Origin of the sequence: uncultured Methanobrevibacter sp., from assembly GCF_902784195.1 — an archaeon.
In the GTDB taxonomy this organism is placed as follows: Archaea; Methanobacteriota; Methanobacteria; order Methanobacteriales; family Methanobacteriaceae; genus Methanobrevibacter.
Genome location: NZ_CACZTX010000001.1, coordinates 36,196 through 61,050, shown reverse-complemented (window position 1 = coordinate 61,050; position 24,855 = coordinate 36,196). Strand labels below are relative to the sequence as shown.

Here is a 24,855-nt window from a genome sequence, read left to right as displayed (position 1 = left end):
AATCCATTTAAATATTATTTGTGTTCCTTGACTTTTTTGCTTTCCTTATCGTTACAGCAGCCAAAGAAGAAATTTCTTATTTTCTTGACTTCAGACTTGTTTTCCTTTTTTACCCTTTCATCTCTTTCATGCATTTTTCTTCTTGCTTCAGCCATATTTCCCATATTTACACCTTTTAAATAAAAATAATAATTATAATAAATTTTTTAACTAATTATATATGTATATGTAAAACATCATTAATAAAGTTTTAATAATAAATCAAAAAATAGCTTAAAAATAAAAATCGAAAAACAGTAGATCATCAACCAGCAACAAAAAAGAATGCATCCTTTTTGTTTGCCAATCAATTAAATTTTAGAAATTAAAACTTCTTTAATACAGCTCTAATTTGAGATTTGATTTGAGCGATTTGGAAAATAATATGTGAATTTATTTTGGATGTGTGTTTTGATTTGATTGAAATTTTGAAGATATTTGTTTTCCGTAATGTTTTGTTGTTAGAGCATATATAGCGAATAAAGTTTTAAAAAGTTTAGAACTATTTAAAGATCATTTCCAAAAATCATTTTCTGAAAGAAACAACTTTTGGATCTCTTTTTCTTTCTCGTTTAGTCGGTTTAATTTGCTTTTTACCACAAATTCCACATTTGGTTCTTCCCAATATTTTCACCTCCGAGAATTAAAGACAAAAGTACAAAAATTTCAAGGACTTGATTTTAATTTGGAGTGATTAATGACAGTATTCTTTTTACTTGTAGGCGAATCCTTAAAATTTAGGTATACCTAAATATCTTTAATTATAGTTTGTTTTCATCATATATAAATGTTTAGGTATGCCTAAATATTTGTATATATACAAAATGTTTGTATATGTGAAAACAGTTATATACTATAAGAACAAATATTAATATAGATATTTGGGAAAACTCCAGCGTCGAAAATCGAAACTGGATTAAAATGAATACTATCAAAATCCAAAGAAAAAATTAACCTGAATATCTCCAAAAAGGTTAAAATGAACTAATTAGCCTAAATTAAGACATTTTAACAAAAAACGTATTAATTGCATTTGCAATTAATTAAGCTGTTGAACGAATGATTAATTTTTGAATTAATCAAACAAAAAATAAATTAAGCAAATTTGTAAAAAAAATGTGTTTTAGCAAGGAAAATTAAACTAAAATCATTCAACAAAACATTGCTTCAATCTATATTTCAAATCAAAAAAAGAAAAACAAATCGCACAAATCGAAAATAAAAATTAGAGGTGGAACTATCAAGATACGAAAAATAAAACCTCAATTTGAAAACCAAAATTTCAAAAACAAGTAGGAGCAAACAAAGAAGAAATGATTTGTTTGCTTTTACATTATTTTATATGATTTTACTTTATTTTATTAAATTATTACAGATTTTTATTTTTTATTTATTTTATTAATAATTTTTAATTTTAATTTTCATTTACTCTTTTTAACTATTTTTATTTCAAATTAGTTCTTTTCATCATCAAACCAATTATCTATCATACTGTAACCAATTCAGATTCAACTGCAGGAATCCCATTTAAATTAGTTGCAATCCTATTAACACCAAAAATTTGTGTCTTATTATGAACAGGAACAATCAATTGAACCTTTAAGTCAATCTTCTTTTCAGTGACAATTAGTCGAATGGAGATTTTTGCTAAATTTTTGAAAAATCCCTTATCCAAATTGAATATTTTTGATGCATTTAAAAATTCAAATGCAACTGGTTGCCCTTCTGAATCAATGTCTAGAATTATATCATTGTCCAATTCAAATGAAACCTCATATTCATAATCCTCAACACAATATATGAATAGGGAGTCTCCCTTAGAATCATAATCATATACTACTTCCCGGCTCATTTTCTCACCCTTTGATTCCTATAAGTTTCCATTACAGTTATAAAGTTTACAGTTCTATTATCATTTATGCCTATCACTAATGATATATCTTTTGTAGGCTTTTGACTATGTTCAAAATATAGTCTGAATTTATTATAGTCCTGTTTGATTATTCCCATTAATTGATTATATAAGAATGTCTGAAAGATCAAACCTAAATCTCCTATTCTTTGAACATTCCTAATATCAAAATGCTTTGTATCTGCCACAAATGATTCATCACATGAATTAATTATTTCAATTGCCTCTTCAATAGAATAATCCTTCATTTATTATTCTCCTTTTTTTAATTTAAATCAAACTGGAGTTCATAAAAAACAGAGGAATATGATTACTTCCATTCCATGAAGAAAAGTAACTATTATAAAAATTAAACTGATTAGTCAGAACCCCATAATCTACTTTCTATATTGAAATAATATTAAAAGCAAGGATAATAAACATTATCTAAGTGCGATTTTGTGCAAAAACACAGAAGTGATTTTTGAGAAATATCTATTAAATTAATATTAAAAAAAGGGTGGTGAAAAATTAGCAGACTTGCAAATTAAAATTCAAAAAAAATGATGGAAATTCAGTAAGAAAAAATTAATCATTAAACCTTATTTTAAAACCTTGTATTCCATAACAAAGTCTTTTCCTAAAGGATAATACTTTTCCAATTTCAAAGGAATAGCTTCTTTCATATAATCAAATCCTTCACCATCGAAGAAAGTTTTGGAATCCTTTCCTCCAACAATCATAGGAGCTATGCATATCCTCACTTCATCAATGAGATTTCCCCTAATCATGGAAAAGTTAAGTGTAGATCCACCTTCAAGCATAAGAGTCTCTATTCCTTTTGAATACAAATGATCCATAAATTCATCCAAATCAACAGATTCCTTAGATGAATAGAAAACATTGACTCTTTTGGAAAGCTCCTTAGCCCTTAGAACTGCATCCTCATCGCAATCGGGATTATTCTCATCACAGATATTGCTTACAGCAATGATTGTTTCAGCATCATCATTCAATATCCTAAAGTCAAGTGGAGTCCTTGCCTTATTGTCAACTACAATACGAATTGGATTATCCTCTTTTTTTGCATTTATCTTATGAACGGTAAGCCTTGGGTCATCTGCAAGAACGGTTCCGATACCAACCATGATACCATCAACTTCCTTTCTGATTTCATGAACACGTTCAAGATCTTCTTTTCCAGAAATTTCAGAACTTCCAGTTTTTGTAGCTATTTTTCCATCCAATGTCATAGCCGCATTAAGGATTACATAAGGTTTCATTTTATCATACCTTTAGGTTAAATTATAGAATAATTAGAATTAAATAATTTTCACAACTATCAATTTAATCAATCGTTCATTCAAAATTATATGTCGAATACATATCTTGCATTCTTTTCAGTTTGTATAGATACATCATCCACACTAATTTCATGGAGTTCAGCTAGTTTTTCAACTGCAAGTGCAACATTTGCAGGTTCATTTCTTTCATCCTTGGTCATTGCCAAATATGGGCTGTCAGTTTCAGTCAAGATTCTTTCAATAGGGATTTCCTTGAATAAGTCCTGATGCCTTTGACTATAGCATACCATAGTAGAACAGCTTAAGTAATGGTCTTCCATATCCAAAATCTTTCTGGCTGTTTTTAGGCTACCCCCATAACAATGATAGATCACCTTAGGAATATCATCATAATCCTTCAACAAATTGAATATCTTCTTTTCACAGTCTCTTCCGTGAATGAGCAATGGTTTCTTATATTCATTTGCAATTTCAATGAATCCTGTGAAGATTTCCTGTTGACGAGCCCTCAATGCCTTGTCTGTGCAATAGAAGAAATCCATTCCAACTTCACCAATGGCCAATATCTCATCAAGATGCTCAATCATCTGCTTATGTGCTGCATCTATTTCCTCTTGAGGAGAGTTCTGGGATGATACCGGATGGAATCCAAAGGTTGGATAAACGAATCCTTCATACTCCTTAGAAAGAGCCAATGCCTTTGCATTGCTTTCCAAACCATATCCTGAATTGATGACAGCATTGAGTTTTTCCTTAGCTCTGGATATGACATTATCCCTATCTTCATCAAACTCATCAAAATCTATATGACAATGTGTGTCTATCATAATAATCACAATCAATAAAACAATGATAAAAATAAAATAATTATGTTAAAAAAAGATAAAAAGAGAAATAAATTTTAAGTTTTTAAAGTATTATACTCCAAAACGCCTATCTCTTTCCTGATAGTCTCTAATGGCTCTTAAATAGTCAACCTTTCTTAACTCTGGCCATAAGCTATCGCAGAAATAAAGCTCTGAATAGGAAGATTGCCATAAAAGGAATCCACTAAGTCTTTCTTCACCACTGGTCCTTATGATAAGGCTCGGATCTTCAAGCCCTGCAGTGTAAAGATTTTTGCTGACCATTTCCTCATCGATATCGTCAATGGAAATCTCACCTGCTTCCACTTGCTTATAGATCTTCTTGATTGCATCAACGATTTCCAATCTTCCATCATAACCGATAGCCAAGTTGAAAAGTCTTTCATCATAGTCCTTTGTAGCCTCTTCAGCTTCCATAATAGCTTCTCTAACGCTATCCGGCAAGAGTTCAGTTCTTCCTACAACCTTAACTTTAACCTTATTCCTATGAATCTTTTCATGACTTACAATTCTCTTGAAATTCTTGACAAAGAGATTCATCAATCCTTCCACTTCATGTTCAGGCCTATTGAAGTTTTCAGTGGAAAAAGCATAAGCGGTAACTATTTCGATTCCTAAATCAATACTCCAATCAAGAACCTTTTCCAAGGTATCTACACCAATTTCGTGTCCCTTGATAACTTCCATATTTCCTTGAATCTTTGAGTATCTTCTATTACCATCCATGATAATAGCTACATGCTTTGGCATCCTTTCAGGATCCAATTCCTTTAAAAGACGCTTTTCATAGATACTGTATAAAAATTTTGGTGGCAAAACAATCCCCCATGATATTTTTTTATTTTTTTATTTTTTATTTTGGAAAAATTTCCTTAATTTTATTTAACTATTACTTAATGAAGTAATTCTAATATTAATATATTTAAAAAAAATAATTTAAATAGTTTTATATAAATTTTCAGAAAAACAGTTCTTAAATTTATAAAAATAATTAAAAAAAAGTAAAATGAATAGATTCATGAAAATAAAAAAATAGAATTATTCTCTTAATTTAGATAGATTATAAGCTAATCTTAAGCTTCTCACATAACCTTCTACAGTTTGGTCACGGCTTGTATCAATGAAAATCTCATCTATTCCAAGAGTTACAGCACCATAGCTCGGCCATTTGTCAAGAAGCACAAGTGTCCTGAACATGATGTTTCCAAAGATGCCATCATTTGCAAGAAGGATGTTATAACCATCTTCAATAGCTTGTTCCAAGAGAATATAATAGTTTTTAATGGAATAATTCTTTGATAGTTCATCACTATCATTATCAAAATTATCCAATTCTTTAAAAGTCTCAATTAATTTATTTGTCAATTCTTCAGAGGATATTAAACTTTCATCAATTCTTTCGCTTCTTCCCAAATCATCCTTTCTTCCTTCAGCTAAAATAGCTATTTTAGGCTTTTTTCCAAGGTATTGGATGAAATTAGCTGCTTGAATAGCCAAAGTGACTTTTTCTTCAATGTTCTTTCCTTCATCAATGCCTACTGGAGCAAGCAGGAATTCATAATCCTTTGAAAAACTTTCATCGTCTTCTGTATTAATATAAGTGGTTCTGTTGATTGTTTTATCTGATTTGAACTCTTTAATGGCTTTTATGACTTTAGATGCCTTTAGGGATCCTCTGATAACTGCATCAATTTCCGGATTCTTAAATGCTTCTATAAGTTCATCTTCAGTTTTAACTAAAGTAATCTCCAAATCATCAATCTCATTGAGTTCGTTAGAAGCCTTAATGATATTCTCATTTTCTCCTAAACCAGCCACTATTCTAATCATAGTAATTGTTTTATTCATTATTTAATTTATAGTTTTATAAAATTAGAAAAAATGATTAGGAATTTTTTAAAAATAGTTAAAATAAGTTTAAAAAAAAGAACTAGTTAAGAGTAATTACTCCAAACTAGTGAAAATATTTTGGTCCAGGTTTTTCGTTGCCGAAGGCAACGTAAAAGCTGGTTAGAATTGTTTACCTAATTCGTAAGCTTCTTTTAATTTGTCTTCTTGTTCTTCTGCAACGATTCCTGCAGGACCAGCGCTACCAGCATCTACATGACCGATAACTTCATATCCCATAAATGTGAATGGGGAGAATTTGGTCAATTCGATGTATGCTTCGTAGGTTCCTTCAGGTTGGTTTTCAGTGAAGATAAGGGCTGCTTTACCGCTTAAGCTTTTATTTGGGTTTTGACCGATTGCATAGAAACGGTCAATGATTGTTTTTGCTTGTGCAGTCATTTGACCATAGTAGATAGGAGTTGCAAAGATTACACCATCTGCTGCAACCAATTCATTGATGATCTTGTTACCATCGTCTTCACGTACACAGTCAGGGTTTTCAGCACAGAACATACATGCTTTACAGCCTGCAATGTTTTCTTCTTCGAGGTAGTATTTAACTACTTCGTGACCGTTTTCTTCTGCCCCTTTAATCATTTCATCCATTAATACGTCACAGTTTCCACCGATACGTGGACTTCCTTGTAATGCAATAATTTTCATTTTTCAAACCTCCAAAATATTTAAATCAGTATTTAATAATTTAAATGATTATTAATTACATTTAATCTCCTATTTTAAATTAATAAAATCTTATTAATTTACATTTAATAGTTTATTTTACGATTATATATAGTTTTTTTAGTTAAATAGGTTAATCTAATCTAATTTTACCTATTTTTCCCAAGCAACTTTCAATGCAGTTTCAATAGCTTCTGATGTCTTTACCAAGTCATCTTCAGTATGTGCACCGGAAATGAAATTACATTCAAATTGGCTTGGTGGAATGAATACACCATTCTTCAACAATTCTCTGAAGTATACCAAGAACCTTTTGGTGTCTGACTTTTGAGCTATTTCATAATTGAGAACTGGCTCTGGATTGAAGTAGATTTGGAACATTGATGCAAGCCCTACAACCTGCAAGTCCAATTTCAAGTCTTCAACGATGTCTTTCATATTGTCTCTCAAGAAGTCTCCTTTTCTTGCCAATTCACCATAGAATACATAATCCAATTTCTTTAATGTGGAAAGACCTGCTTGAACTGAAATTGGGTTTCCGCTAAAGGTTCCTGCCTGATAAACTTTACCGTTAGGCGCAATGAGTTCCATGATTTCCTTTTTACCTGCATAAGCACCAATTGGGAATCCTCCACCTAATATCTTAGCGAAAGTGACCAAATCAGGTTTGACTCCATAATACTCTTGAGCTCCACCACGGGAAACTCTGAAACCGGTAATCACTTCGTCAAATATCAATACAATATCATTTTCTTCAGTGATTTCCCTAAGGAATTTCAAGAATTTTACATTAGGTTCCACACATCCTATGTTTCCCATAACCGGCTCTACGATAATACAGGCGATGTTTTCTCCTTCCTCATCAATCAATTTGGTCAATGCATCAACATCATTGAATGGTACGGAAAGGGTGTTTTGGGTTGTTTCCACTGGAATTCCTGCGGAATCCGGAAGACATGCTGCACCGGAACCTGATTTTACAAGCACATAGTCATGAGCCCCATGATAAGATCCTTCAAACTTGACAATCTTATCCCTACCGGTAAACCCTCTTGCAAGTCTGATTGCAGCCATTGTAGCTTCAGTACCGGAGTTTACAAAACGAACCATCTCAGCACATGGAACCCTGTCAATTATTTCCTGAGCCAATTTAACCTCATTTTCAGTAGGAGCACCATAAGCGGTTCCCTTTTGCATCTGTGCAAAAACGTCATTCATGACATCGTCATCACTATGACCAAGCAAGATAGGACCATAAGCCAAACAGTGGTCAACATAATCATTGCCGTCAATGTCTTTGATGTGAGAACCTTTTGCTTCCTTTACAAAGAATGGATAAGGTTCAAAAGCACGTACTGGAGAGTTTACTCCTCCAGGAGTGATGGTTTTACTTATTTTAAATAATTCTTCGCTATTCATGATAATAATTCCTATAAGTTTAATTTAAATGAATAATTTTAATCATAAATCAATTATTATATAATATAGTTTATTTATCTTAATTAATAGGTATTTCTATTTTATAAAAAGTTTAATATGATAATTAAGCAGTTATTTCTATTTTATAAAAAGTTTAATAAGATAAACTATAAAAATCAATTCAAGAAATAAACAATCAACTAATTTTAAAGGATGATAGAATGGATTTATTGGATGTAATGCTTAAAAGAAGAAGTGTAAGAAAATATACTGATGAAGAGATCCCAAAAGAAAAGCTAAACAGGATATTGCAGGCAGGACTCCTTGCCCCAACAAGCAGAAACCTAAGGCCATGCAATTTTTTAGTTATTGAAAACAAGGAAACATTAAAGGAAATAAGCAAATCAAAAGCATTTGGAGCTTCATTTGTAAAGGATGCTAATAAGGCAATAGCTGTAATTGCAAACGGCGAGATTTCAGATACCTGGATAGAAGATTCCTCAATAGCTTTAGCATTCATGCATTTGATGGCAGCAGAACAGGATATTGGAAGCTGCTGGATCCAAATACATTTGAGAAAATCCAAATTAGGAAAATCAACAGAAGACCTTGTACGTGACATTTTAGGAATTGACGATTACTTTAGAATAGTTGGAATATTGGCTTTGGGAATAGAAGATGGGCATACGGAAGCTTACAGCCTTGATGATATCGATAAGGAAAAAGTCCATTATCTTCGTTAAATTGTTAAAAAAAGAGCAATAGTTATATTTTTTTATTTTTTAAAAAAATGATTTATGAATCTAATCCTAATGGATTAAGATTCAAATCATTCCCAATATCTACATTGCAGGATAAAATCCTGCAATCCCTAAGATAGATATTGTAAATCCATAAAAAAGGTTTGGATCAAAAAGTTTAATGAATAAACTTTTTAAACTCTACTAATGAGTATAAATGAAATAATATTTAAACTTTTTTAATATGTTTATAAATTGCAGGATGTGAACTTTACAAGCCAAAGGAAACTCAAGAACAACTTAGGGAGTTGTTTAAAAACAAAATCTTGCAATAAAGTTTTTTCCTACAATTTAAAGGGCATTATGACCTCATAACAATTTGTATAAAATCATTATGATTATAAAGGCCATGCACCACAAATAAATGAGATACACAACCAGTGCCAACCAAATCTTTGATCGGACAGACATAATGACCCTCCTTTTTTAGGATTTGCCAGATAGAATTTTCTTCAAGAATATCCTGAACCAAATTCATGGCAATAAAGCAAAAATGCATAATATCACCTCCTGGACTTAAAGAGTTTACATTTAGGTATAAAAATATATAATTACTTTTATTTATAGTTTATTTTTAATATAAATCCTTAAAAATTCTTATTTAACCATAATATTGATTTAAAATCATTATAATATTATAACAATCTTGTTATAATATTGATTTAAATTTGTTAAAAAAAAGTAAAAATAGTTAAAAAAAAAATTAAAAAAAATGATTTAAGAGCAATTGCCCTTAAGAATCTAAAAAAAGTTATTGTTCAATGATCTGTTCATCAATAGCCATACCAAAATGTCTTGCGCTATCGTCAATAAATCCTTTGACTTTCATTCCAGGCTCTAGAACTGAAACGGAAATAGGTTCATTATTCACATCGACTAATCTTATGGTTTCTGCATTTTGAACCAATGCCCTTATTTTCATATCCTCATATTCCGCTTCAATCAAAAGAAGAGGCCTTTTTTCTATCTTGGATCTGCCTACAATAGACTTTTTGGTCTTTCCATCCTTATCAACAATCAATACCTCATCACCTGTTTCAAGTTCACTTAGGTATCTTGTCTTGTTGCCAGGAACCATAACATAAGCTTGTACAGGCCCTGCATTAACTCTAAATGGTCTTGATGCCACATATTCGCTTTCTAAGCTTTCGCTGTGAATGAAAAACATTGCTTTAGAGTAAGAGCCAATTAACATTCCTTCTCCAGGCTTCATCATGGTTGTTGTGTCAATGCATACTCTGTCTCCAGAGCCTACTGGCTCAACATTGGTGATTGTCAAGTCCTTTAAGGAATAGCTTTCTGTAGAAAGCTCATCAATCAAGTTGGCAATGTCTTTAATCTGTGCAAATTCCTGTGGCTCGAATATGACACCATCAGTGCCCACTTCCAAGGTTTCCATAGCCACTTTTGCATCATCAGCAGTCTTTACAGCAGCAATGATGTTAACATTTTCCTTTTGCAAATCTGCAATGATGTTTTCAAGGGGAATGATTGTCCAGTCAGTCGCTACAAGGATTATATAGTCAACAACTCTGCCTAATGTCACTGCCAATTGCTCATGCAACTTGTCGGTAATGACTATATAGGCACAGACAGTTTTTCCACTGTTTTTAGCTTCATTTGCTTTAGCCAAATCTGCTGATTCATTCAAGTTGTCCTTAAGCTCAAGAGTGCCGTCTCCTTCACCGTCAATTCCAACCAAATAAATGTCAGCATCCTCTTCATTTGAAATTATCTTGAAGTTTCCAACCTTTCTGATGTTTTCACTGTCTTCTGTATCAAGAACGTAATCTATTCCTGATTCAAGTGCTGTTGTGATGAATTCTTTCTTATCGTCCCAATCTGCTTTTGGGGACATAATCCAAGCGAATTTATTTGACAATTTTAATCTCCTTAAATTTTTCTTGCATTAATTCTTGCATTATTTTTCTGTATTGATTGTTAATAGATAAAAAAACCATCTTTCATAATTATGATTAATTATTCGAGGAATTTCAATGCTTCTTCAACATCCAAATCATTGTGAACTACTTCAGCAATAGCTCTTGTGATTTTTCCAGGGTTTTCAGCTTGGAAAAGGTTTCTTCCAAATGCTACACCTGCTCCTCCAACTTCAAGGGAATCCTTTACCATCTCTAAAAGTTCCCTGTCTGTTTCAACTTTAGGTCCTCCTGCAATGACTACAGGCACTAATGCTCCATCCACTACTTCCTTGAATGTGTCTGGATCACCGGTATAATTAGTTTTTACAATGTCTACACCAAGTTCAGAACCTACACGTGCTGCATGCTTTACCATTTCAACATCATGCTCGTTTTCCACTTTTTGACCTCTTGGGTACATCATTGCTAAAAGTGGAATTCCCCAGTAACTGCAGGTTTCAGAGATTTCACCAAGTTCCATAAGCATTTCAGGTTCGGTTTCAGAACCTATGTTCACATGCACGGACACTGCATCTGCACCTAATTGGATAGCCTTTTCAACACTGGTTACAGTTACCTTGTTGTTTGGGTCTGGGCTTAATGAGGTACTTGCAGACAAGTGTACAATAAGACCTATGTCCTTACCGTATCCTCTGTGTCCAAGTCCTACAATACCTTTGTGCATTAATATTGCGTTTGCTCCGCCTTGGGAGATGCTTTCAACGGTTTCATCCATGTTAATTATTCCTTTGATTGGACCGCTTGATACACCATGGTCCATAGGAGCAATTACGGTTCTTCCGGTTTTTCTATTGAAAATCCTTTCTAAACGAATTTTTTTTCCTATTTCAGTCATAAGATTAGTCTCCATAACTTTAAATAATAATTAAATAAATTTTAGGATAATGATTTATCTTTTGCTTTTTAAATTTATTAAAAAAAAATAAAGATGTGATAATCTTTTACTTTAAAAATAATTTAAAATATAAAGCTATGATAATCTTTCCATTTAATATATAATAAATTATAGTTTATATATTTTTGTTTAACAAAACTTCCTTATTGAAAAAATATGAAAATTTTCCAATAATAATGTACATATTTATACACTATTGTATTTTTTATTACATATATCTTAATATCTAAGTTCTATTATATAAATCTTTTTTTAAAATGATTCATGAACATTGTTTAATGCTGATTGATTAAAATTAATATAGTTTTAAAAGCAAATATTAAAATATGAATTTTTCTGAAATTGATTTAAAACAAACACACATTCGTTTAAGAACAGATTTGCCAAATCATAATCTGAATGAATATATCATTTACATCAGAAATGAATTGGAAAACTATCTCTTAAAGGATCAGGACTTCCTATTGGCACTTGAGCCTATAAAAAGAGATGGGAATTTGCCTTTGATTGTAAAAACAATGGTTGAATCCTCTAATATTGCTGATGTTGGACCTATGGCTTGTGTTGCAGGAACAATTTCTGAAATGTCTCTCGATTATTTGATTGCAAATGATTCAAGATATTCAATCATTGAAAATGGGGGAGACATTGCAATGATAAATGATGAAGAGGTCTTATGCGGCATCTATTCAAACAATGAAGTTTTAGGAAATGACATTGCATTTAAGATCAAGTCTCGAAAAAGGCCATTGGGAATCTGCACTTCCTCAGGAAAAATAGGACATTCCATAAGCTTTGGAACATCTGACAGCGTTACTGTGATTTCCAAATCAGCGTCAATTGCAGATGGGCTTGCAACTAGAATAGCTAATGAAATCAATGGAGAAAGCAGTGAAGACAAGGTGTCAAACGGTTTGGAATGTGGCGAAGATTACAAAGAGTTTTTTGAAGGGGCTTTAATCATTTCAGACAATCATGTCGGAACAATCGGCAAACTGCCGAAGATAGTTGAGACAAAAGAGTTTGATGTGAAAATCTAATAAATAATACAAGAATCAATAACAAAGAATAAGAATAATAGCAAATAAGAAGAATTAATAAAGAAAAATAAGAATCAAAGACGAATAACAATAATAAGAATAATAATGATAATTGAGAAGATAAGAAGAATAATTTTGTACAAAAATTTATCAAAAAAATCTCCAAAAACAGATGAAAAACAATACAATCCAAATATATAAATATCATAATGCTATAGTTATTATTTAAAACATTAATTTAAAAACAAATAAATGAGTGATATTTTGAAATCATTTGAATTTTTATCCAAAAAAAGAGAAGAAAAACCAAGGACCTGTGGATTGACAATGGTCTTGGATAAAGGATTAGGACTTGAAACTGCAAGCAGCCTAATGGACATTTCCGGCGAATATGTGGATTACCTGAAATTTGGATGGGGAACATCCATTGTACATGAACAAGATATAATCAGAGCAAAGGTAGAGATGTATAAGTCCCACCAGATAACCCCATATACTGGAGGAACATTATTTGAGCTTGCATATAAGAATGGGAGGCTCAATGAATTTTTCAATGAGGCGCATGAATTAGGCTTCCCTGCTATTGAGATATCAGACGGATCCACCATCATATCCCATGAAGACAAATTGGAATGCATTGAGCTTGCTTGCGATGACGGGTTTGAAGTCTTGTCTGAAGTGGGAAAAAAGGACCCTATTTTAGATAAGGAAATGTCACTCGATGATAGAATCAAAGCTATGAACGATGAACTAAATGCCGGTTCATCCCTGATAATTGTAGAGGCCCGTGAAGGGGGAAAGAACATTGGAATATTTGACAAATCAGGCAAGGCAAAGGAAGATGAGATAGATACTATTTTAAATAATGTTGATAATGAAAAAATTCTCTGGGAAGCTCCAAACAAGGACCAACAGGTATTTTTCATATTAAAACTTGGAAATGAAGTTAATTTGGGAAATATATCAAGCGACGATATAACTTCTCTTGAAACTTTAAGAAGAGGATTGAGAGGAGACACATTAGGGAAAATTTAAGGATGTGTTCAATTGACCAATAAAAGGAGCATTGCTGAAATAAACCAAAAGATTGAAGATGGCGAAGCTAAAATTTTCACTGCTGAAGAATTCAAAAAGCTCATTAAGGATGATGATGCACCGAGCTTTGATGAAGTTGATATTGTTACTTGCGGTACCTGTGGTGTAATGAGCGGAACCGCAGCTATTTTAAACTTTATAGTCTCTGAACCTGGAGAATTCATAAGGGCCAGCGAAGTTTACTTAAATGGAGTTCCGGCTTATGCAGGACCATGCCCAAATGAATGGCTCGGTTCAGTTGACGTGATACTTCATGGAACAGCCCATTCAATCTATGATGAAAGCTACGGCGGAGGATTCTTACTTAAGGACATTCTTGAAGGGAATGAAATTGATGTGAGAGTGGAAAGCGCTGATGGAAAAACAATAGAAAATAAGATAACCATGAAAGACATTACCAGAGCACAGATAATAGGCTCACGTATGTCATTTAAGAATTATACTGCATTCACAAATCCTAATGAGGAATCAGTCTCATCAATATTTGGAGCGATACCTCTTGAAGGAAACTTAAGGGGACTGACATTTTCAGGCTGTGGAGCATTGAATCCGCTTCAAAACGACTGTGCTCAAAATATTATTAAGGAAGGAACTAAAGTCCTTTTGAATGGAACCCAAGGTTACATATTAGGCAATGGAACAAGGTCAAGCCCTGAAAAGCCAAACTTGATGTTATCGGCAGATATTACTAAAATGGATCCATACTATATGGGAGGATTTAAGACAGGACAAGGCGGAGAGGTTTATGATACTGTGGCAATACCAATCCCTGTATTGACTGAAGAGATTTATAATAACTTACTTATAATGGATGAAGATGTTAAGATTCCAGTGGCAGACATAAGAGGACGCCATTTGCCTTTGGATGAAACAGATTATGGCAAATTATGGGCAGAAAATGATTTGAGACCAAAATATGATAGCGACAAATGTTTAAAATGTGATTCATGCATTGTAGAGGAAATATGCCCTACAAATGCATTTGCAAGTGAAAGAATTGACTTCACATATTGTTTTGGTTGTGGAATGTGTGCAAATTACTGTCCTAACAATGCATTTGACATGAATACCGGTGATGTTGATTTGAAAATCAATGGAAATGAAGTTAACATTCCAATCATTTGCAGACAATCAGATAGATTAAGAGCAAACAAATTATCAATGAAATTAAAAGAAATGATAGAAAATAAAGAGTTTAAATTAGATTAAGAGCAATGACTATCAAAAATAAAGAAAATAATAGAAAAATAAAGAGTTTAAATTAGATTAAAAGAGATAAACTATCAAAAATAAAGAAGATGATAGAAAATAATAGTTATTTATAGTAGGTGTAAATTTGTCCAATCATCAAAAGATTACTGATTCACCCATAGACTTTGCAGAACAAGTCATTGATGATGTAAAAAATTCAAAGGAAGATGGGGTTTTGAAATGTGTGCAATGTGGAATGTGCACTTCAACCTGTCCTGCAGCACGCCATAGCGAATATAATCCTCGAGACATTATGGAAAGAGTCTTGGAAGGAGACTTGACAATCCTGGAAGAGGATTGGATATGGAACTGTTTCTACTGCTATACATGCCATAGCGTATGCCCTGTTGGAAACAGCGTATGTGAAGTGAATCAAATATTAAAGCAATTTGCAATAAAGAATGAAATGGCTTATGACAAGCTTTACGAATATATGGGATTTGCAGATTCCTATTTTACAGCAGCAATTGGAGCAATTCCAGAAATATTCTTTGATGACATAGACCGTGACGTTCCAGGATGGTGGGATTTCAGACAGCACTTGGATGAAATCAGAAATGAATTGGAGCTTGATCCTCCATTGATTCCTCCAAAAGAGGTTATTGATGAAGTAAGCAAGATCTTGACAATAACCGGTTTTAAGGATAAGATTGAAAAGATAAGGGAAAGCCAAGAGGAAGAAATATCACTCATTCATGAAAAGAACATTCAAGTATCAAGAATCATGCAGGAGGAAGAAGAATGAAATCCATTCCCGATAAAAACATTCTGCTCTTTAGAAGCTGTCTTGTTAGCGTTGAATATCCTGGTGTTGAAGCTTCAACAAAGTTTGTATTTGATAAATTAGGCATTGGCTATAAGATATCCGAAAAGCAAACCTGCTGCACTGGTCTCGGATATTATTCAGATGTCTTTGACCAAATCGACACAACAGCAATTGGAGCACGGAATTTCAAGATAGCCAAGGAACTTGATTGCCCAAACCTTGTGATGATGTGTGCAACATGCTATGCAATAAATAAGAAATCAGTTAAATTGCTCAATAAAAAGGATGATTTGAGAGAACATATAAACAGATTATTTGATGAAAACGGCTTATCACACTTAAAATATGAAAAGGATGACTTGAAGCCAACAGAAAACATTTTCCATGTTATAGACATTTTATATGGCAAGAAAGATGAGATGAAAAACCATATCAAATATGATTTAAGTGATTACACAATAGCAACCCATCATGGATGCCATTACTGCAAGGTCCACTATGAGGATACAATCGGCGGCGTAAGGGATCCGAACATCATGGATGAAATAATAGAAGAGTGCGGATGCAAAACAATTGGATGGTATGACCACAAGCGTGCAACCTGCGGTACAGGATTTAGACAAAGATATTCCAATCCAGAATTGTCATTTACAGCCACTGCAGATAAGATGAATGCAATTGAAGATGAGGATGTGGACATTCTAGTCCATTTATGTCCAAATTGCCATATTCAATTTGACAGATATCAGGACTTGATATCCAAGCGTGAAGGCAGAAAGTTCAAGGCGATTCATTTGAATATAGCCCAGTTCATTGCACTTGCAATGGGAGGGGATTTCGATAAGGTAATAGGAGCAAAAGCCCATACAGTTCCAATTGATTCAATTATTACAGAGTTGAAGGAGGTTTCTAAATGAGGGAAGAATTGAAAGTTGGCGTATTCTTATGTGAATGCGGAGGAAATATAGCGGATATTGTAGATTTGGATAAGGTTCGAAGCGAGCTTGATGTTGAATTCATTGGCCAGTTTGAGAACTTATGTTCTCTCAATGGACGAAAACTGATTAGAGATGCAATATTTGAGCATGACCTTGACCGTGTTGTGATTGCAGCATGCTCCCCAATAAGCCATGAAAAAACATTTCAGGATTATGTGAAACCTCTAAACCCTTACTTAATGGACATGGCAAACATCCGTGAACAGTGCTCTTGGGTACACTCAGATAAGGAGAAAGCAACCCAAAAGGCCCTCACTCTCATCAATGCATCAATCGAAAAGCTGAAGCAATCAGAAGCTGTTGACCCTATTTACTGCCAAACCCCAAATGAAGTTGCAATAATCGGTGGGGGAATAGCTGGAATGAATGCAGCATTATCCCTTGCAAAGCAAGGAATCAAGGTAACAATAATAGAGCAGTCCCCTTCAATCGGAGGCCATATGGCAAAGATCGGTAAGGTCTTCTCACCAGTCAAGATTGCAGAAGAATGTGGGATGTGCCTTTTAAACCCAATATTGAATGAGATTGTATGGCATGACAATATTGAAATAATGACCAATGCAAGAGTGATTGAAGCTGAAAGAAGAGCGGGAACCTATAATTTAATCATTGAACAATGTCCAAGATATGTTGACACTGAAAAATGCATTGCATGCGGCAAATGCAGTGAAGCCTGTGAAGTTGAAGTTCCAAATGACTGGAACGATAACCTCTCCATGAGAAAGGCAATTTACAGGCCATTCGGACAATCCTACCCAGAAGCCTATGTAATTGATATGGACAACTGTGAAAAATGTGGAAAATGTGTCAAGGCATGCAATATGAAGGCAATAAAGCTTAGGGGAAAAAGTGAAAGAAGCCTTCTCCAAGTGGGTTCAATCATCGTTGCAACAGGCCATAAGCTCTTTGACATGTCAAAAAGACCGGAATATGGGTACGACCGTTATGATGATGTTATAACCCAGTCCGAATTGGGACGTATCACTGGAGTGAACGGGCCTACAAAGGGCAAGCTACTAAAAGCCAATGGAGAAGTTCCTAAACGTGTAGTGATGATCCAATGTGTTGGTTCAAGGGATGAAAAGCCTGATGGACACAAATACTGCTCAAAGATTTGCTGTACAGTAGCCCTTAAGAATGCAAACATCATCAAGCATAAATACCCCGACACTGATGTATTGATATGTTATACTGATGTCAGAACCCCTGGAATGTTTGAAAAGTACTACAAGCACACTCAGGAAAATCAAGTTCGCTTCCTGAGAGGTCGACCTGGAGAGGTAGTCAAGAAAGGAGATAACTTCATAGTAAGAACAGAGGATACCTTGAAAGGAGAATTCATTGAAATTGAAGCGGACATGGTTGTTCTTTCAACAGCAATGGAGCCATCCGACGGCACTCGTGAAATCGCTGAAATCTTAAATATAGGAACAACAGAAGACGGTTTCATCAAGGAATCACATCCAAAAATCAAGCCTGTGGCTACTGATGTTCAGGGAATATTCGTATGTGGAACAGCACACGATCCAAAAGACATCACCGATTCAATCATGCAGGCAACAGCAGCAGCTGCAAAAGTTGCTGAATACAACTATGGAAAGGTTGAAATCGAGCCATTCATTGCAGAAATAGATAACGAAAGCTGCATACTTTGTGGAGAATGCATCTCAAGATGCAAATACAAATCAATGACCATACAGCAGGATGAAATCTATATAGATCCAATGAGCTGTACAGGATGTGGTAAATGTCTTACCGGATGTAATCAAAGGGCAATTACAGTAAACGGTAACATTGATGAGAAAATCACATCCACAATCAAAGGAGTATTGTCTAAAAAGCAAGAAGGCCAACGCATGATTTTAGTATTCTTGGATAACATTGGATACACTGCTGCAGACAATATTGGAGTAAATAAACTATCTTATCCTGAGTCAATACACATCATTAAGGTTATTTCAGTAAATAGAGTTCGTCCAAGACATATCAGATATGCACTGGACCATGGTGCTGATGGAGTCTTCATTGGTGAATTCCCTGGAGACCTGATGTATGATGAGGTTGAGCGAAAAATCCAAAGAGTGAAAGATAGAATCCTTGAAATGGATGAAGATCCTGAAAGATTGATGTTTTCAAAAGTGTATATCCCATACTTTTCAGGACTTGCTCGCAAATTCATAGATTTTGATAAAAAAATTGCACAGCTGGATGAAGGGAAATAAGAATCTTTTGATTATAAAAGATTAAATAATCCCAATATTATTTTTTTTATTTGAAACTGTGCTTTTAATTATTTTTTTAAAGAAAAAGGAGTGCAAAAATCTCTTTTTTCTTATTTATCTTATTTTTATAATTATTAATATTTCAAATTATCTAATTTGTCTAATAATTTAATTTTTCTGCAATAATTAATTTTTCAAATTATTAAATTTGTCTAATTACTTAATTTTTCTGCAATAATTATTTTTTCTAATTTTCATTAAATAATGCCATAAATCTATCTCTAATTGTAACTGGGTCCAAATCGATTATTGGAGCTTTAGAATTGCCGGCTTCAGTTTCATAGACTACAAAACTAGCATCATCACTTTTAATTAATTCCTTTAAATTGATGTCTTCAAAGTGATAACTGTTTTTAAATCCAACTCCTTTAGCAATATCAACCAAATCGACCTTTTGAGCATAAGTGTCCTGATTTCCAGTAGAACCATATGCTCCATTGTCTATTACAATCCAAGTAAAGTTAGAAGGATTATTTGCAAATACTGTAACAAGAGAACCCATATTCATCAAGAGTGAACCGTCTCCATCAATTACAACTATATCCCTTTCAGGTTGTGCCAGCGCCAAACCAAGGCCGATTGATGATGCAAGACCCATTGATCCAATCATATAAAAGTTTTCTTCCCTATCATCAATATCATACAATTCCCTTGATGGAAATCCTATATTACAGATGATAAGCTCATCATCAATGCATTTCATTATATCTTCAATAGCTTCTCTTCTTGCCATATTATCACCAATATTTAATCTCCAATAAAACGCTCACAGGCTTTCCTTCTTGAAGAGACAAATCCCATGCCTCTTTTATATTTTCATAGGCTTCCTCAGGTTTTTCCGGCTTGAAATATTTAAAGTCCATTGCCTCTAAAATCCTTGGAGTGGACTCTCCCATAGGAACCTGTCCGCAAATGCCTTCCCCTTCAGTTCCCCTATGGCTCATTATCATAAGCAAAGGCATTTCATACAATTGAGTAAGTGATTTCAAAGCATTTATTGAGTTTCCAAGTCCTGAATTCTGCATCAATATTGCCACTTTCTTTCCTCCAAGATAAGCCCCAGCACACAATCCTATTCCCTCTTCCTCTCGTGTGACCGGAACATGTATGATTTCATCATCTTCATCAATCATACCCAATATCTTTGATAGATTTACACATGGAACGCTTACGATAAAATCGATTCCAACACATTTAAGCCCATCATAAACGGCTTTGCTACTGTCCATAATATCACATCATTATTTTAATATTTTTAATAAATTATATTCGATAACAAATATCTTTAAATTTCATTAGATATTCATAAAATATTTTCGTTACAAATAATTTTAATTTTTATTATATTTTCCTAATTTATTTTCGATTACACTTATGTTTAACTTTTATTATATAAATCTTTTTAAATTTAAAAAAAAACACGACTTATATTCATTTGAAAAATGGAAATCTGGCCATTTCAGTTATTTTTAAATAATTGTATCAATAAAAATGAAAGTGATGACAAAGAAAATCAAATCCGAATTTTATGATTACAACCGTTTAGGAGACCTCCTATTTATTTTTCATAAGAATCATAAAATCTATTTAAACAATGCTTTAGCAGAATATGATTTAAATTTAATTCAGGTATTATGTATGCTTAGAATATGCAATGAAGAAGAGCTGAATCACAGCTATTTAAATCAAAAGGACTTGTCCGATAGTTTATACATAACAAAAGGAGCTATCACTAAAGCAATTAAAAAACTGGAGTCCAATGGGATCATTATCAGAGAACAATCCCAAGAAGATAAAAGAAACAATATATTAAAATTGTCAAAAAAGGGGAGAGACTTAATTCCAATCATTGAAGAGATGAATAAAAATTGGGAAGAGCAAATGGGATTAGACAAACTGGATTCCGAATTCTTTATAAAGTTGATTGAATTATCCCATAAATCAGCTAAATTAAATGGATATGAATAGAAAGAGATGAATTAAAAAAACTTTTCACTTTAAAGCTTACCCTAAAAAAATAAACAAAATAGCTTACCCAAAATCATATCCCAAAAAAATAAACAAAATAGCTAACTTTAAATGTTACCCTTATTAGCCATATCTTTATAAATCAAATCAATTTCCTCATTTTTTCCTAATTTTCTAAGCAACTCCATTTTTTTAAGAAAATTTTCTTCACTTGGTATCATGTTAATCAGTTCATCACAGGCCATAAATGCCTCCTCATAGCTTCCAATCTCTTCCAAGATTTCTATTTTTTTCTCAATGCACCTTTCCGGATTGTATTTTAATAAATGTCTGAATTCACTGTCAATGCCTTTTAAATCATAATGCAAATTGCTTTTACAAAATTCTATGACTTCATCCAGACAACCTAAAGCCTCATTATATGCATTTAAATGGTAAAAACAGTTAGCCATATTCTTAAGAATAAAAAAATCATCAGGATTAAGATCTTTAGCATTATTGTAATAGCAAATCGCCTCTTCATATTTTCCAAGCTTTTCCAGATCCCGACCCTTTTCCTTATAATTTACAGATTTCTCAGACTTTTTCTGAATATATTCTTCTTTTTCCACTAATTTTACCCTGCATTTAGGACATGCCTTCCGAACGAAATATTCATGTTCACAAATCGGGCATATTTTAGGTTCCGGTCTTTTTGTGCCACAATGAGGACAGAACTTATATGAGTTTAAATATCTCCTATTGCAATTTGGACATTTCATGTTTTTCCCTCCCTTTCAAGCAAATAGTATATATTCTTCACTGTATTATGCGGAGATAAAAAAATTTCAATCATTTGACAAAACATATGAAAAATTTTAAATAATCATATTGATAAAATAGTATACAAGTAAACTATATTTTTATTTTATTTTATTGAATTATCATATAAAAATGTTTCTAAAAAAATATAGTTTAAAAATATAGTTTATAACATTTGGTGATTAAAATGGATATTAAAAAACTTGTAGTAGCTGGCGGAGGAGTATTAGGCAGTCAAATCGCTTATCAATCTGCATACTGCGGATTTGATGTGACAGTTTGGCTAAGAAGCGAAGGTTCAATTGAAAGGGCAAAGCCTAAATTTGAAAGATTGCTTAACATCTACCTCAATACCCTTGAAGCTATGAAAACCGATAAAGCTGCATACTGCAGAGGATTAAGCAAGAAAACAGATTTGACAGATGAAGAAATCGATGCATTGAAAGAGCAAGCCCAAAAGGCATTTGACAGCTTGACCTTAACAACAAGCTATGAAGAGGCAGCAGAAGATGCAGACCTTATAATTGAGGCAATTGCAGAAGACCCTGAACAGAAAATTGCATTCTATGAAGAATTGAAAAAATATCTTCCTGAAAAGACCGTTGTTGTGACCAATTCATCCACATTGCTTCCAAGCCAATTCGCAGAACATACAGGAAGGCCGGAAAAGTATCTTGCATTCCACTTTGCAAACAATATCTGGGCTCAAAACACTGCTGAAGTAATGCCACACCCTGGAACAGATCCACAATACTTCGATGCAATCGTTCAATTTGCAGAAGACATAAACATGGTTCCAATTAAATTGCTTAAGGAACAGCCAGGATATGTGCTAAATTCCTTGCTTGTACCATTCCTTTCTGCAGGACAGGCTTTATGGGCAAATGAAGTGGCAGACCCTGAAACAATCGACTTGACATGGAGGCTTGCTACTGGTGCACCTAATGGACCATTCCAAATCTTGGATGTTGTAGGGCTTGTAACTGCATACAATATTGTAATTATGGATCCAAGAGCTGCAGACCCTGAAACAACTCAAGGAAAAATAGCTGCAAAACTTAAGGCAAAAATAGATGCTGGTGAAACCGGTATAAATGCAGGAAAAGGATTCTACAATTATAAATAAATAATCTAATTTTCTTTATTTTTTTCTTTTTTATTTAATTTTTTAAAATTGATTTTTTCTCTTTTTTCAAAATAATTCTTATTTTATCAATTAAAATATTCAAAACAAATAATTTTTCTAAAATCTATAATATTTGTTCAATTTAATTCATAATTTTTTTACAAAAAATGAAATCAAAAATTTTACCCTTTTATTAGATTGTTTTAATTTTTTCAATTAAAATGATAATATTAATTTTTTTTAAATTATTAATTTTACAAAATTATAACTAAAATAAAAAATATTAAAAAATATTCATATAAATCTAATTTAAACTAAACATTAACTAGGTAAAATAAAAAAATTCTAAACTAAAAAGAAAGATTTATAAACATTTTAAAACATAAATTATACCAACAATATATTGTACAATATATTCAAAAAGACTTTTTACAAAATACTATATTTTAGGAGACAAAAAATGATCGTAAGTGTAATTGGTGGAACTGGTCCACAAGGTTTAGGAATTGCTCTTAGATTAGCAATTGAAGGTGTAGAAGTTATTGTCGGTTCTCGTAAGGAAGAAAAGGCTTTAGATGTTGTTGCAGAAGCTAAGGAAAAATATGCTGACTACGACTTAAACATCAAAGGTTTAGCTAACGAAGATGCAGCAAAAGAAGGAGACATTTTAATCCTCACTGTACCTCTCGCAGCACAAAAACCAACTGTAGAAGGCATCAAGGAATTCTGTACTGATAAAATCGTATTAGATGCAACTGTACCTTTAGAAACTGCAATTGGTGGAAAACCATTCAGATTCATTGACTTAATGGAAGGCTCTGCTGCAGAAAGAACCGCATCTATCCTTGACGGAACCGGTGCAAAAGTTATCTGTGCATTCTGTAACATCAGTAACTCCCACTTATCCAACATTCCAGAAGACATTGACTGTGACTGTTTAATTGCTGGTGATGACAAGGAAGCAAAAGAAATTGCAGCAGAACTCATCAATAAGATTCCTGGTGTAAGAACCATCGATACTGGAATCTTGGAAAAATCCAGAATCATCGAAAAGATTACCCCATTGTTAATCGGATTAAACATCAAATACAAATCCCATTACGGTGGACTCAGAATCACTGGAATTCCAAAATTAGATGAATAAATTCAATAACAAATCCAAGATTTAATTATTCTATTTCTATAGAATAATTATTCTTCTTTTTTCTATTTTTCCTTTACAAAAATTTTATATATAAAAATCAACAACATACACTTAAAAAACAACTATTTTTAGGAAGTGATTTAATAAACTGGAAATTTAAAAAGTTTGATGAACTTACAGCAAATGAACTTTACGAAATCCTAAAATTGAGAGCAGAAGTATTTGTTGTTGAACAGAATTGCGCTTATCAAGACTTGGATGATAAAGACAAGTGTGCATATCATCTATTTTTAGAAGATGAAGACAATTCAACAGTTATAGCCCTTTTAAGAATCCTTCCAGAAAATATTGCATATGATGATATGGCTATTGGAAGAGTGATTGTTAAGAAGTCACACAGAGGGCAGGGCATCTCTAGAATAATGATGAAGAAGGCAATTGCATTCATAATAGAAAACTTAGGTAAAAAAAGAATAAGACTATCCGGACAAGCTTATTTAACTGAATTCTATGAGGATCTTGGTTTTGAAAAAGTCTCTGGTCTTTATTTGGAAGATGGAATAGACCATTATGAGTTTTTATATGAAATAGAATAAAATAATAAGTTTTTAATATACTTATAATAAATTTTTAAGAACAATAAAAGGAGATTAATT

The 24,855-nt window shown here is 32.8% G+C and carries 26 protein-coding genes; 11 read left to right on the top strand and 15 right to left on the bottom strand.

The window, feature by feature from the left end; translation table 11 throughout:
- Positions 1 to 14: 14 nt before the first annotated feature.
- The 9 genes from QZU90_RS00255 to hemL all read right to left on the bottom strand — a co-directional run bounded on the left by QZU90_RS00255 (position 15) and on the right by hemL (position 8,090).
- Positions 15 to 164: a hypothetical protein gene (locus QZU90_RS00255; RefSeq protein WP_296854709.1), complete on the bottom strand. Its 150-nt coding sequence runs from the start codon at positions 162 to 164 to the stop codon at positions 15 to 17.
- A gap of 1,361 nt (positions 165 to 1,525) precedes the next feature.
- The gene (locus QZU90_RS00250) at positions 1,526 to 1,891 is read right to left on the bottom strand and encodes a DUF2283 domain-containing protein (protein ID WP_295605733.1); all 366 of its coding nucleotides are present in this window, start codon (positions 1,889 to 1,891) and stop codon (positions 1,526 to 1,528) included.
- Positions 1,888 to 2,199, bottom strand: a complete 312-nt coding sequence (locus QZU90_RS00245) for a hypothetical protein (protein WP_295605731.1) — start codon at positions 2,197 to 2,199, stop codon at positions 1,888 to 1,890. The genes QZU90_RS00250 and QZU90_RS00245 overlap by 4 nt, the downstream gene beginning before the upstream one ends.
- A 333-nt stretch (positions 2,200 to 2,532) precedes the next feature.
- Positions 2,533 to 3,213 (bottom strand): 2,5-diamino-6-(ribosylamino)-4(3H)-pyrimidinone 5'-phosphate reductase, encoded by a 681-nt coding sequence (locus QZU90_RS00240; protein WP_295605730.1) that lies wholly within the window; start codon positions 3,211 to 3,213, stop codon positions 2,533 to 2,535.
- 86 nt (positions 3,214 to 3,299) lie between these two features.
- A complete protein-coding gene (locus QZU90_RS00235; protein WP_295605729.1) occupies positions 3,300 to 4,061 on the bottom strand; it encodes a TatD family hydrolase in 762 nt (253 codons plus the stop codon).
- 90 nt (positions 4,062 to 4,151) lie between these two features.
- Complete coding sequence (gene uppS / locus QZU90_RS00230; RefSeq protein ID WP_295606406.1) at positions 4,152 to 4,916, bottom strand: polyprenyl diphosphate synthase; 765 nt, start codon at positions 4,914 to 4,916, stop codon at positions 4,152 to 4,154.
- Positions 4,917 to 5,138: 222 nt separating this feature from the next.
- A complete protein-coding gene (gene mtxX / locus QZU90_RS00225) occupies positions 5,139 to 5,930 on the bottom strand; it encodes a methanogenesis marker protein Mmp4/MtxX (RefSeq protein ID WP_296854706.1) in 792 nt (263 codons plus the stop codon).
- Positions 5,931 to 6,110: 180 nt separating this feature from the next.
- A complete protein-coding gene (locus tag QZU90_RS00220; RefSeq protein WP_295606399.1) occupies positions 6,111 to 6,653 on the bottom strand; it encodes a flavodoxin family protein in 543 nt (180 codons plus the stop codon).
- A gap of 171 nt (positions 6,654 to 6,824) precedes the next feature.
- A complete protein-coding gene (hemL, locus tag QZU90_RS00215) occupies positions 6,825 to 8,090 on the bottom strand; it encodes a glutamate-1-semialdehyde 2,1-aminomutase (RefSeq protein WP_296854704.1) in 1,266 nt (421 codons plus the stop codon).
- A 221-nt stretch (positions 8,091 to 8,311) separates the two neighbouring features.
- On the opposite strand from hemL, the gene QZU90_RS00210 reads away from it, so the two are divergent.
- Positions 8,312 to 8,833 carry a nitroreductase family protein gene (locus QZU90_RS00210; protein ID WP_295606393.1) on the top strand — a complete coding sequence of 174 codons (522 nt, stop codon included), beginning with the start codon at positions 8,312 to 8,314 and terminating at the stop codon, positions 8,831 to 8,833.
- A 358-nt stretch (positions 8,834 to 9,191) separates the two neighbouring features.
- On the opposite strand, the gene QZU90_RS00205 is transcribed toward QZU90_RS00210, so the two are convergent.
- The 3 genes from QZU90_RS00205 to QZU90_RS00195 form a co-directional block, all read right to left on the bottom strand.
- Positions 9,192 to 9,389 carry a hypothetical protein gene (locus QZU90_RS00205; protein WP_295606390.1) on the bottom strand — a complete coding sequence of 66 codons (198 nt, stop codon included), beginning with the start codon at positions 9,387 to 9,389 and terminating at the stop codon, positions 9,192 to 9,194.
- Between the two features lie 252 nt (positions 9,390 to 9,641).
- The gene (locus QZU90_RS00200; protein WP_296854703.1) at positions 9,642 to 10,772 is read right to left on the bottom strand and encodes a 3-dehydroquinate synthase II; all 1,131 of its coding nucleotides are present in this window, start codon (positions 10,770 to 10,772) and stop codon (positions 9,642 to 9,644) included.
- A 98-nt stretch (positions 10,773 to 10,870) separates the two neighbouring features.
- Positions 10,871 to 11,668 carry a 2-amino-3,7-dideoxy-D-threo-hept-6-ulosonate synthase gene (locus QZU90_RS00195; RefSeq protein WP_296854701.1) on the bottom strand — a complete coding sequence of 266 codons (798 nt, stop codon included), beginning with the start codon at positions 11,666 to 11,668 and terminating at the stop codon, positions 10,871 to 10,873.
- A gap of 386 nt (positions 11,669 to 12,054) precedes the next feature.
- Here QZU90_RS00195 and QZU90_RS00190 point away from each other — a divergent pair, with 386 nt between their 5' ends.
- The 6 genes from QZU90_RS00190 to hdrA all read left to right on the top strand — a co-directional run bounded on the left by QZU90_RS00190 (position 12,055) and on the right by hdrA (position 19,100).
- Positions 12,055 to 12,768, top strand: a complete 714-nt coding sequence (locus QZU90_RS00190) for a UPF0280 family protein (protein ID WP_295606381.1) — start codon at positions 12,055 to 12,057, stop codon at positions 12,766 to 12,768.
- A 264-nt stretch (positions 12,769 to 13,032) separates the two neighbouring features.
- The gene (gene comA / locus QZU90_RS00185; RefSeq protein ID WP_295606378.1) at positions 13,033 to 13,803 is read left to right on the top strand and encodes a phosphosulfolactate synthase; all 771 of its coding nucleotides are present in this window, start codon (positions 13,033 to 13,035) and stop codon (positions 13,801 to 13,803) included.
- Positions 13,804 to 13,815: 12 nt separating this feature from the next.
- On the top strand, positions 13,816 to 15,072 hold the full coding sequence (locus QZU90_RS00180; protein WP_295606373.1) for a methanogenesis marker 16 metalloprotein: 1,257 nt from the start codon (positions 13,816 to 13,818) through the stop codon (positions 15,070 to 15,072).
- A gap of 127 nt (positions 15,073 to 15,199) precedes the next feature.
- The gene (gene hdrC / locus QZU90_RS00175; protein WP_295606370.1) at positions 15,200 to 15,859 is read left to right on the top strand and encodes a ferredoxin:CoB-CoM heterodisulfide reductase subunit HdrC; all 660 of its coding nucleotides are present in this window, start codon (positions 15,200 to 15,202) and stop codon (positions 15,857 to 15,859) included.
- Positions 15,856 to 16,797, top strand: coding sequence for a ferredoxin:CoB-CoM heterodisulfide reductase subunit HdrB (gene hdrB, locus QZU90_RS00170; RefSeq protein ID WP_295606366.1), 942 nt, complete (start codon positions 15,856 to 15,858; stop codon positions 16,795 to 16,797). Before hdrC ends, hdrB begins: the two co-directional genes overlap by 4 nt.
- On the top strand, positions 16,794 to 19,100 hold the full coding sequence (gene hdrA / locus QZU90_RS00165) for a ferredoxin:CoB-CoM heterodisulfide reductase subunit HdrA (protein WP_295606363.1): 2,307 nt from the start codon (positions 16,794 to 16,796) through the stop codon (positions 19,098 to 19,100). The genes hdrB and hdrA overlap by 4 nt, the downstream gene beginning before the upstream one ends.
- A 247-nt stretch (positions 19,101 to 19,347) precedes the next feature.
- On the opposite strand, the gene comE is transcribed toward hdrA, so the two are convergent.
- Complete coding sequence (comE, locus tag QZU90_RS00160; protein WP_296854697.1) at positions 19,348 to 19,893, bottom strand: sulfopyruvate decarboxylase subunit beta; 546 nt, start codon at positions 19,891 to 19,893, stop codon at positions 19,348 to 19,350.
- Between the two features lie 4 nt (positions 19,894 to 19,897).
- Complete coding sequence (gene comD / locus QZU90_RS00155; RefSeq protein WP_295606357.1) at positions 19,898 to 20,389, bottom strand: sulfopyruvate decarboxylase subunit alpha; 492 nt, start codon at positions 20,387 to 20,389, stop codon at positions 19,898 to 19,900.
- 262 nt (positions 20,390 to 20,651) lie between these two features.
- Here comD and QZU90_RS00150 point away from each other — a divergent pair, with 262 nt between their 5' ends.
- Positions 20,652 to 21,128: a MarR family winged helix-turn-helix transcriptional regulator gene (locus QZU90_RS00150; RefSeq protein WP_295606354.1), complete on the top strand. Its 477-nt coding sequence runs from the start codon at positions 20,652 to 20,654 to the stop codon at positions 21,126 to 21,128.
- Between the two features lie 107 nt (positions 21,129 to 21,235).
- Here QZU90_RS00150 and QZU90_RS00145 read toward each other — a convergent pair whose 3' ends face one another.
- Complete coding sequence (locus QZU90_RS00145) at positions 21,236 to 21,889, bottom strand: tetratricopeptide repeat protein (RefSeq protein WP_296854694.1); 654 nt, start codon at positions 21,887 to 21,889, stop codon at positions 21,236 to 21,238.
- 227 nt (positions 21,890 to 22,116) lie between these two features.
- On the opposite strand from QZU90_RS00145, the gene QZU90_RS00140 reads away from it, so the two are divergent.
- The 3 genes from QZU90_RS00140 (at position 22,117) to QZU90_RS00130 (ending at position 24,795) form a co-directional block, all read left to right on the top strand.
- Positions 22,117 to 23,055, top strand: coding sequence for a 3-hydroxyacyl-CoA dehydrogenase (locus tag QZU90_RS00140; protein WP_295606348.1), 939 nt, complete (start codon positions 22,117 to 22,119; stop codon positions 23,053 to 23,055).
- Positions 23,056 to 23,515: 460 nt separating this feature from the next.
- Positions 23,516 to 24,199 (top strand): NADPH-dependent F420 reductase, encoded by a 684-nt coding sequence (npdG, locus tag QZU90_RS00135; protein ID WP_012955793.1) that lies wholly within the window; start codon positions 23,516 to 23,518, stop codon positions 24,197 to 24,199.
- A 206-nt stretch (positions 24,200 to 24,405) separates the two neighbouring features.
- Complete coding sequence (locus QZU90_RS00130; protein WP_363142458.1) at positions 24,406 to 24,795, top strand: GNAT family N-acetyltransferase; 390 nt, start codon at positions 24,406 to 24,408, stop codon at positions 24,793 to 24,795.
- Positions 24,796 to 24,855 lie beyond the last annotated feature (60 nt).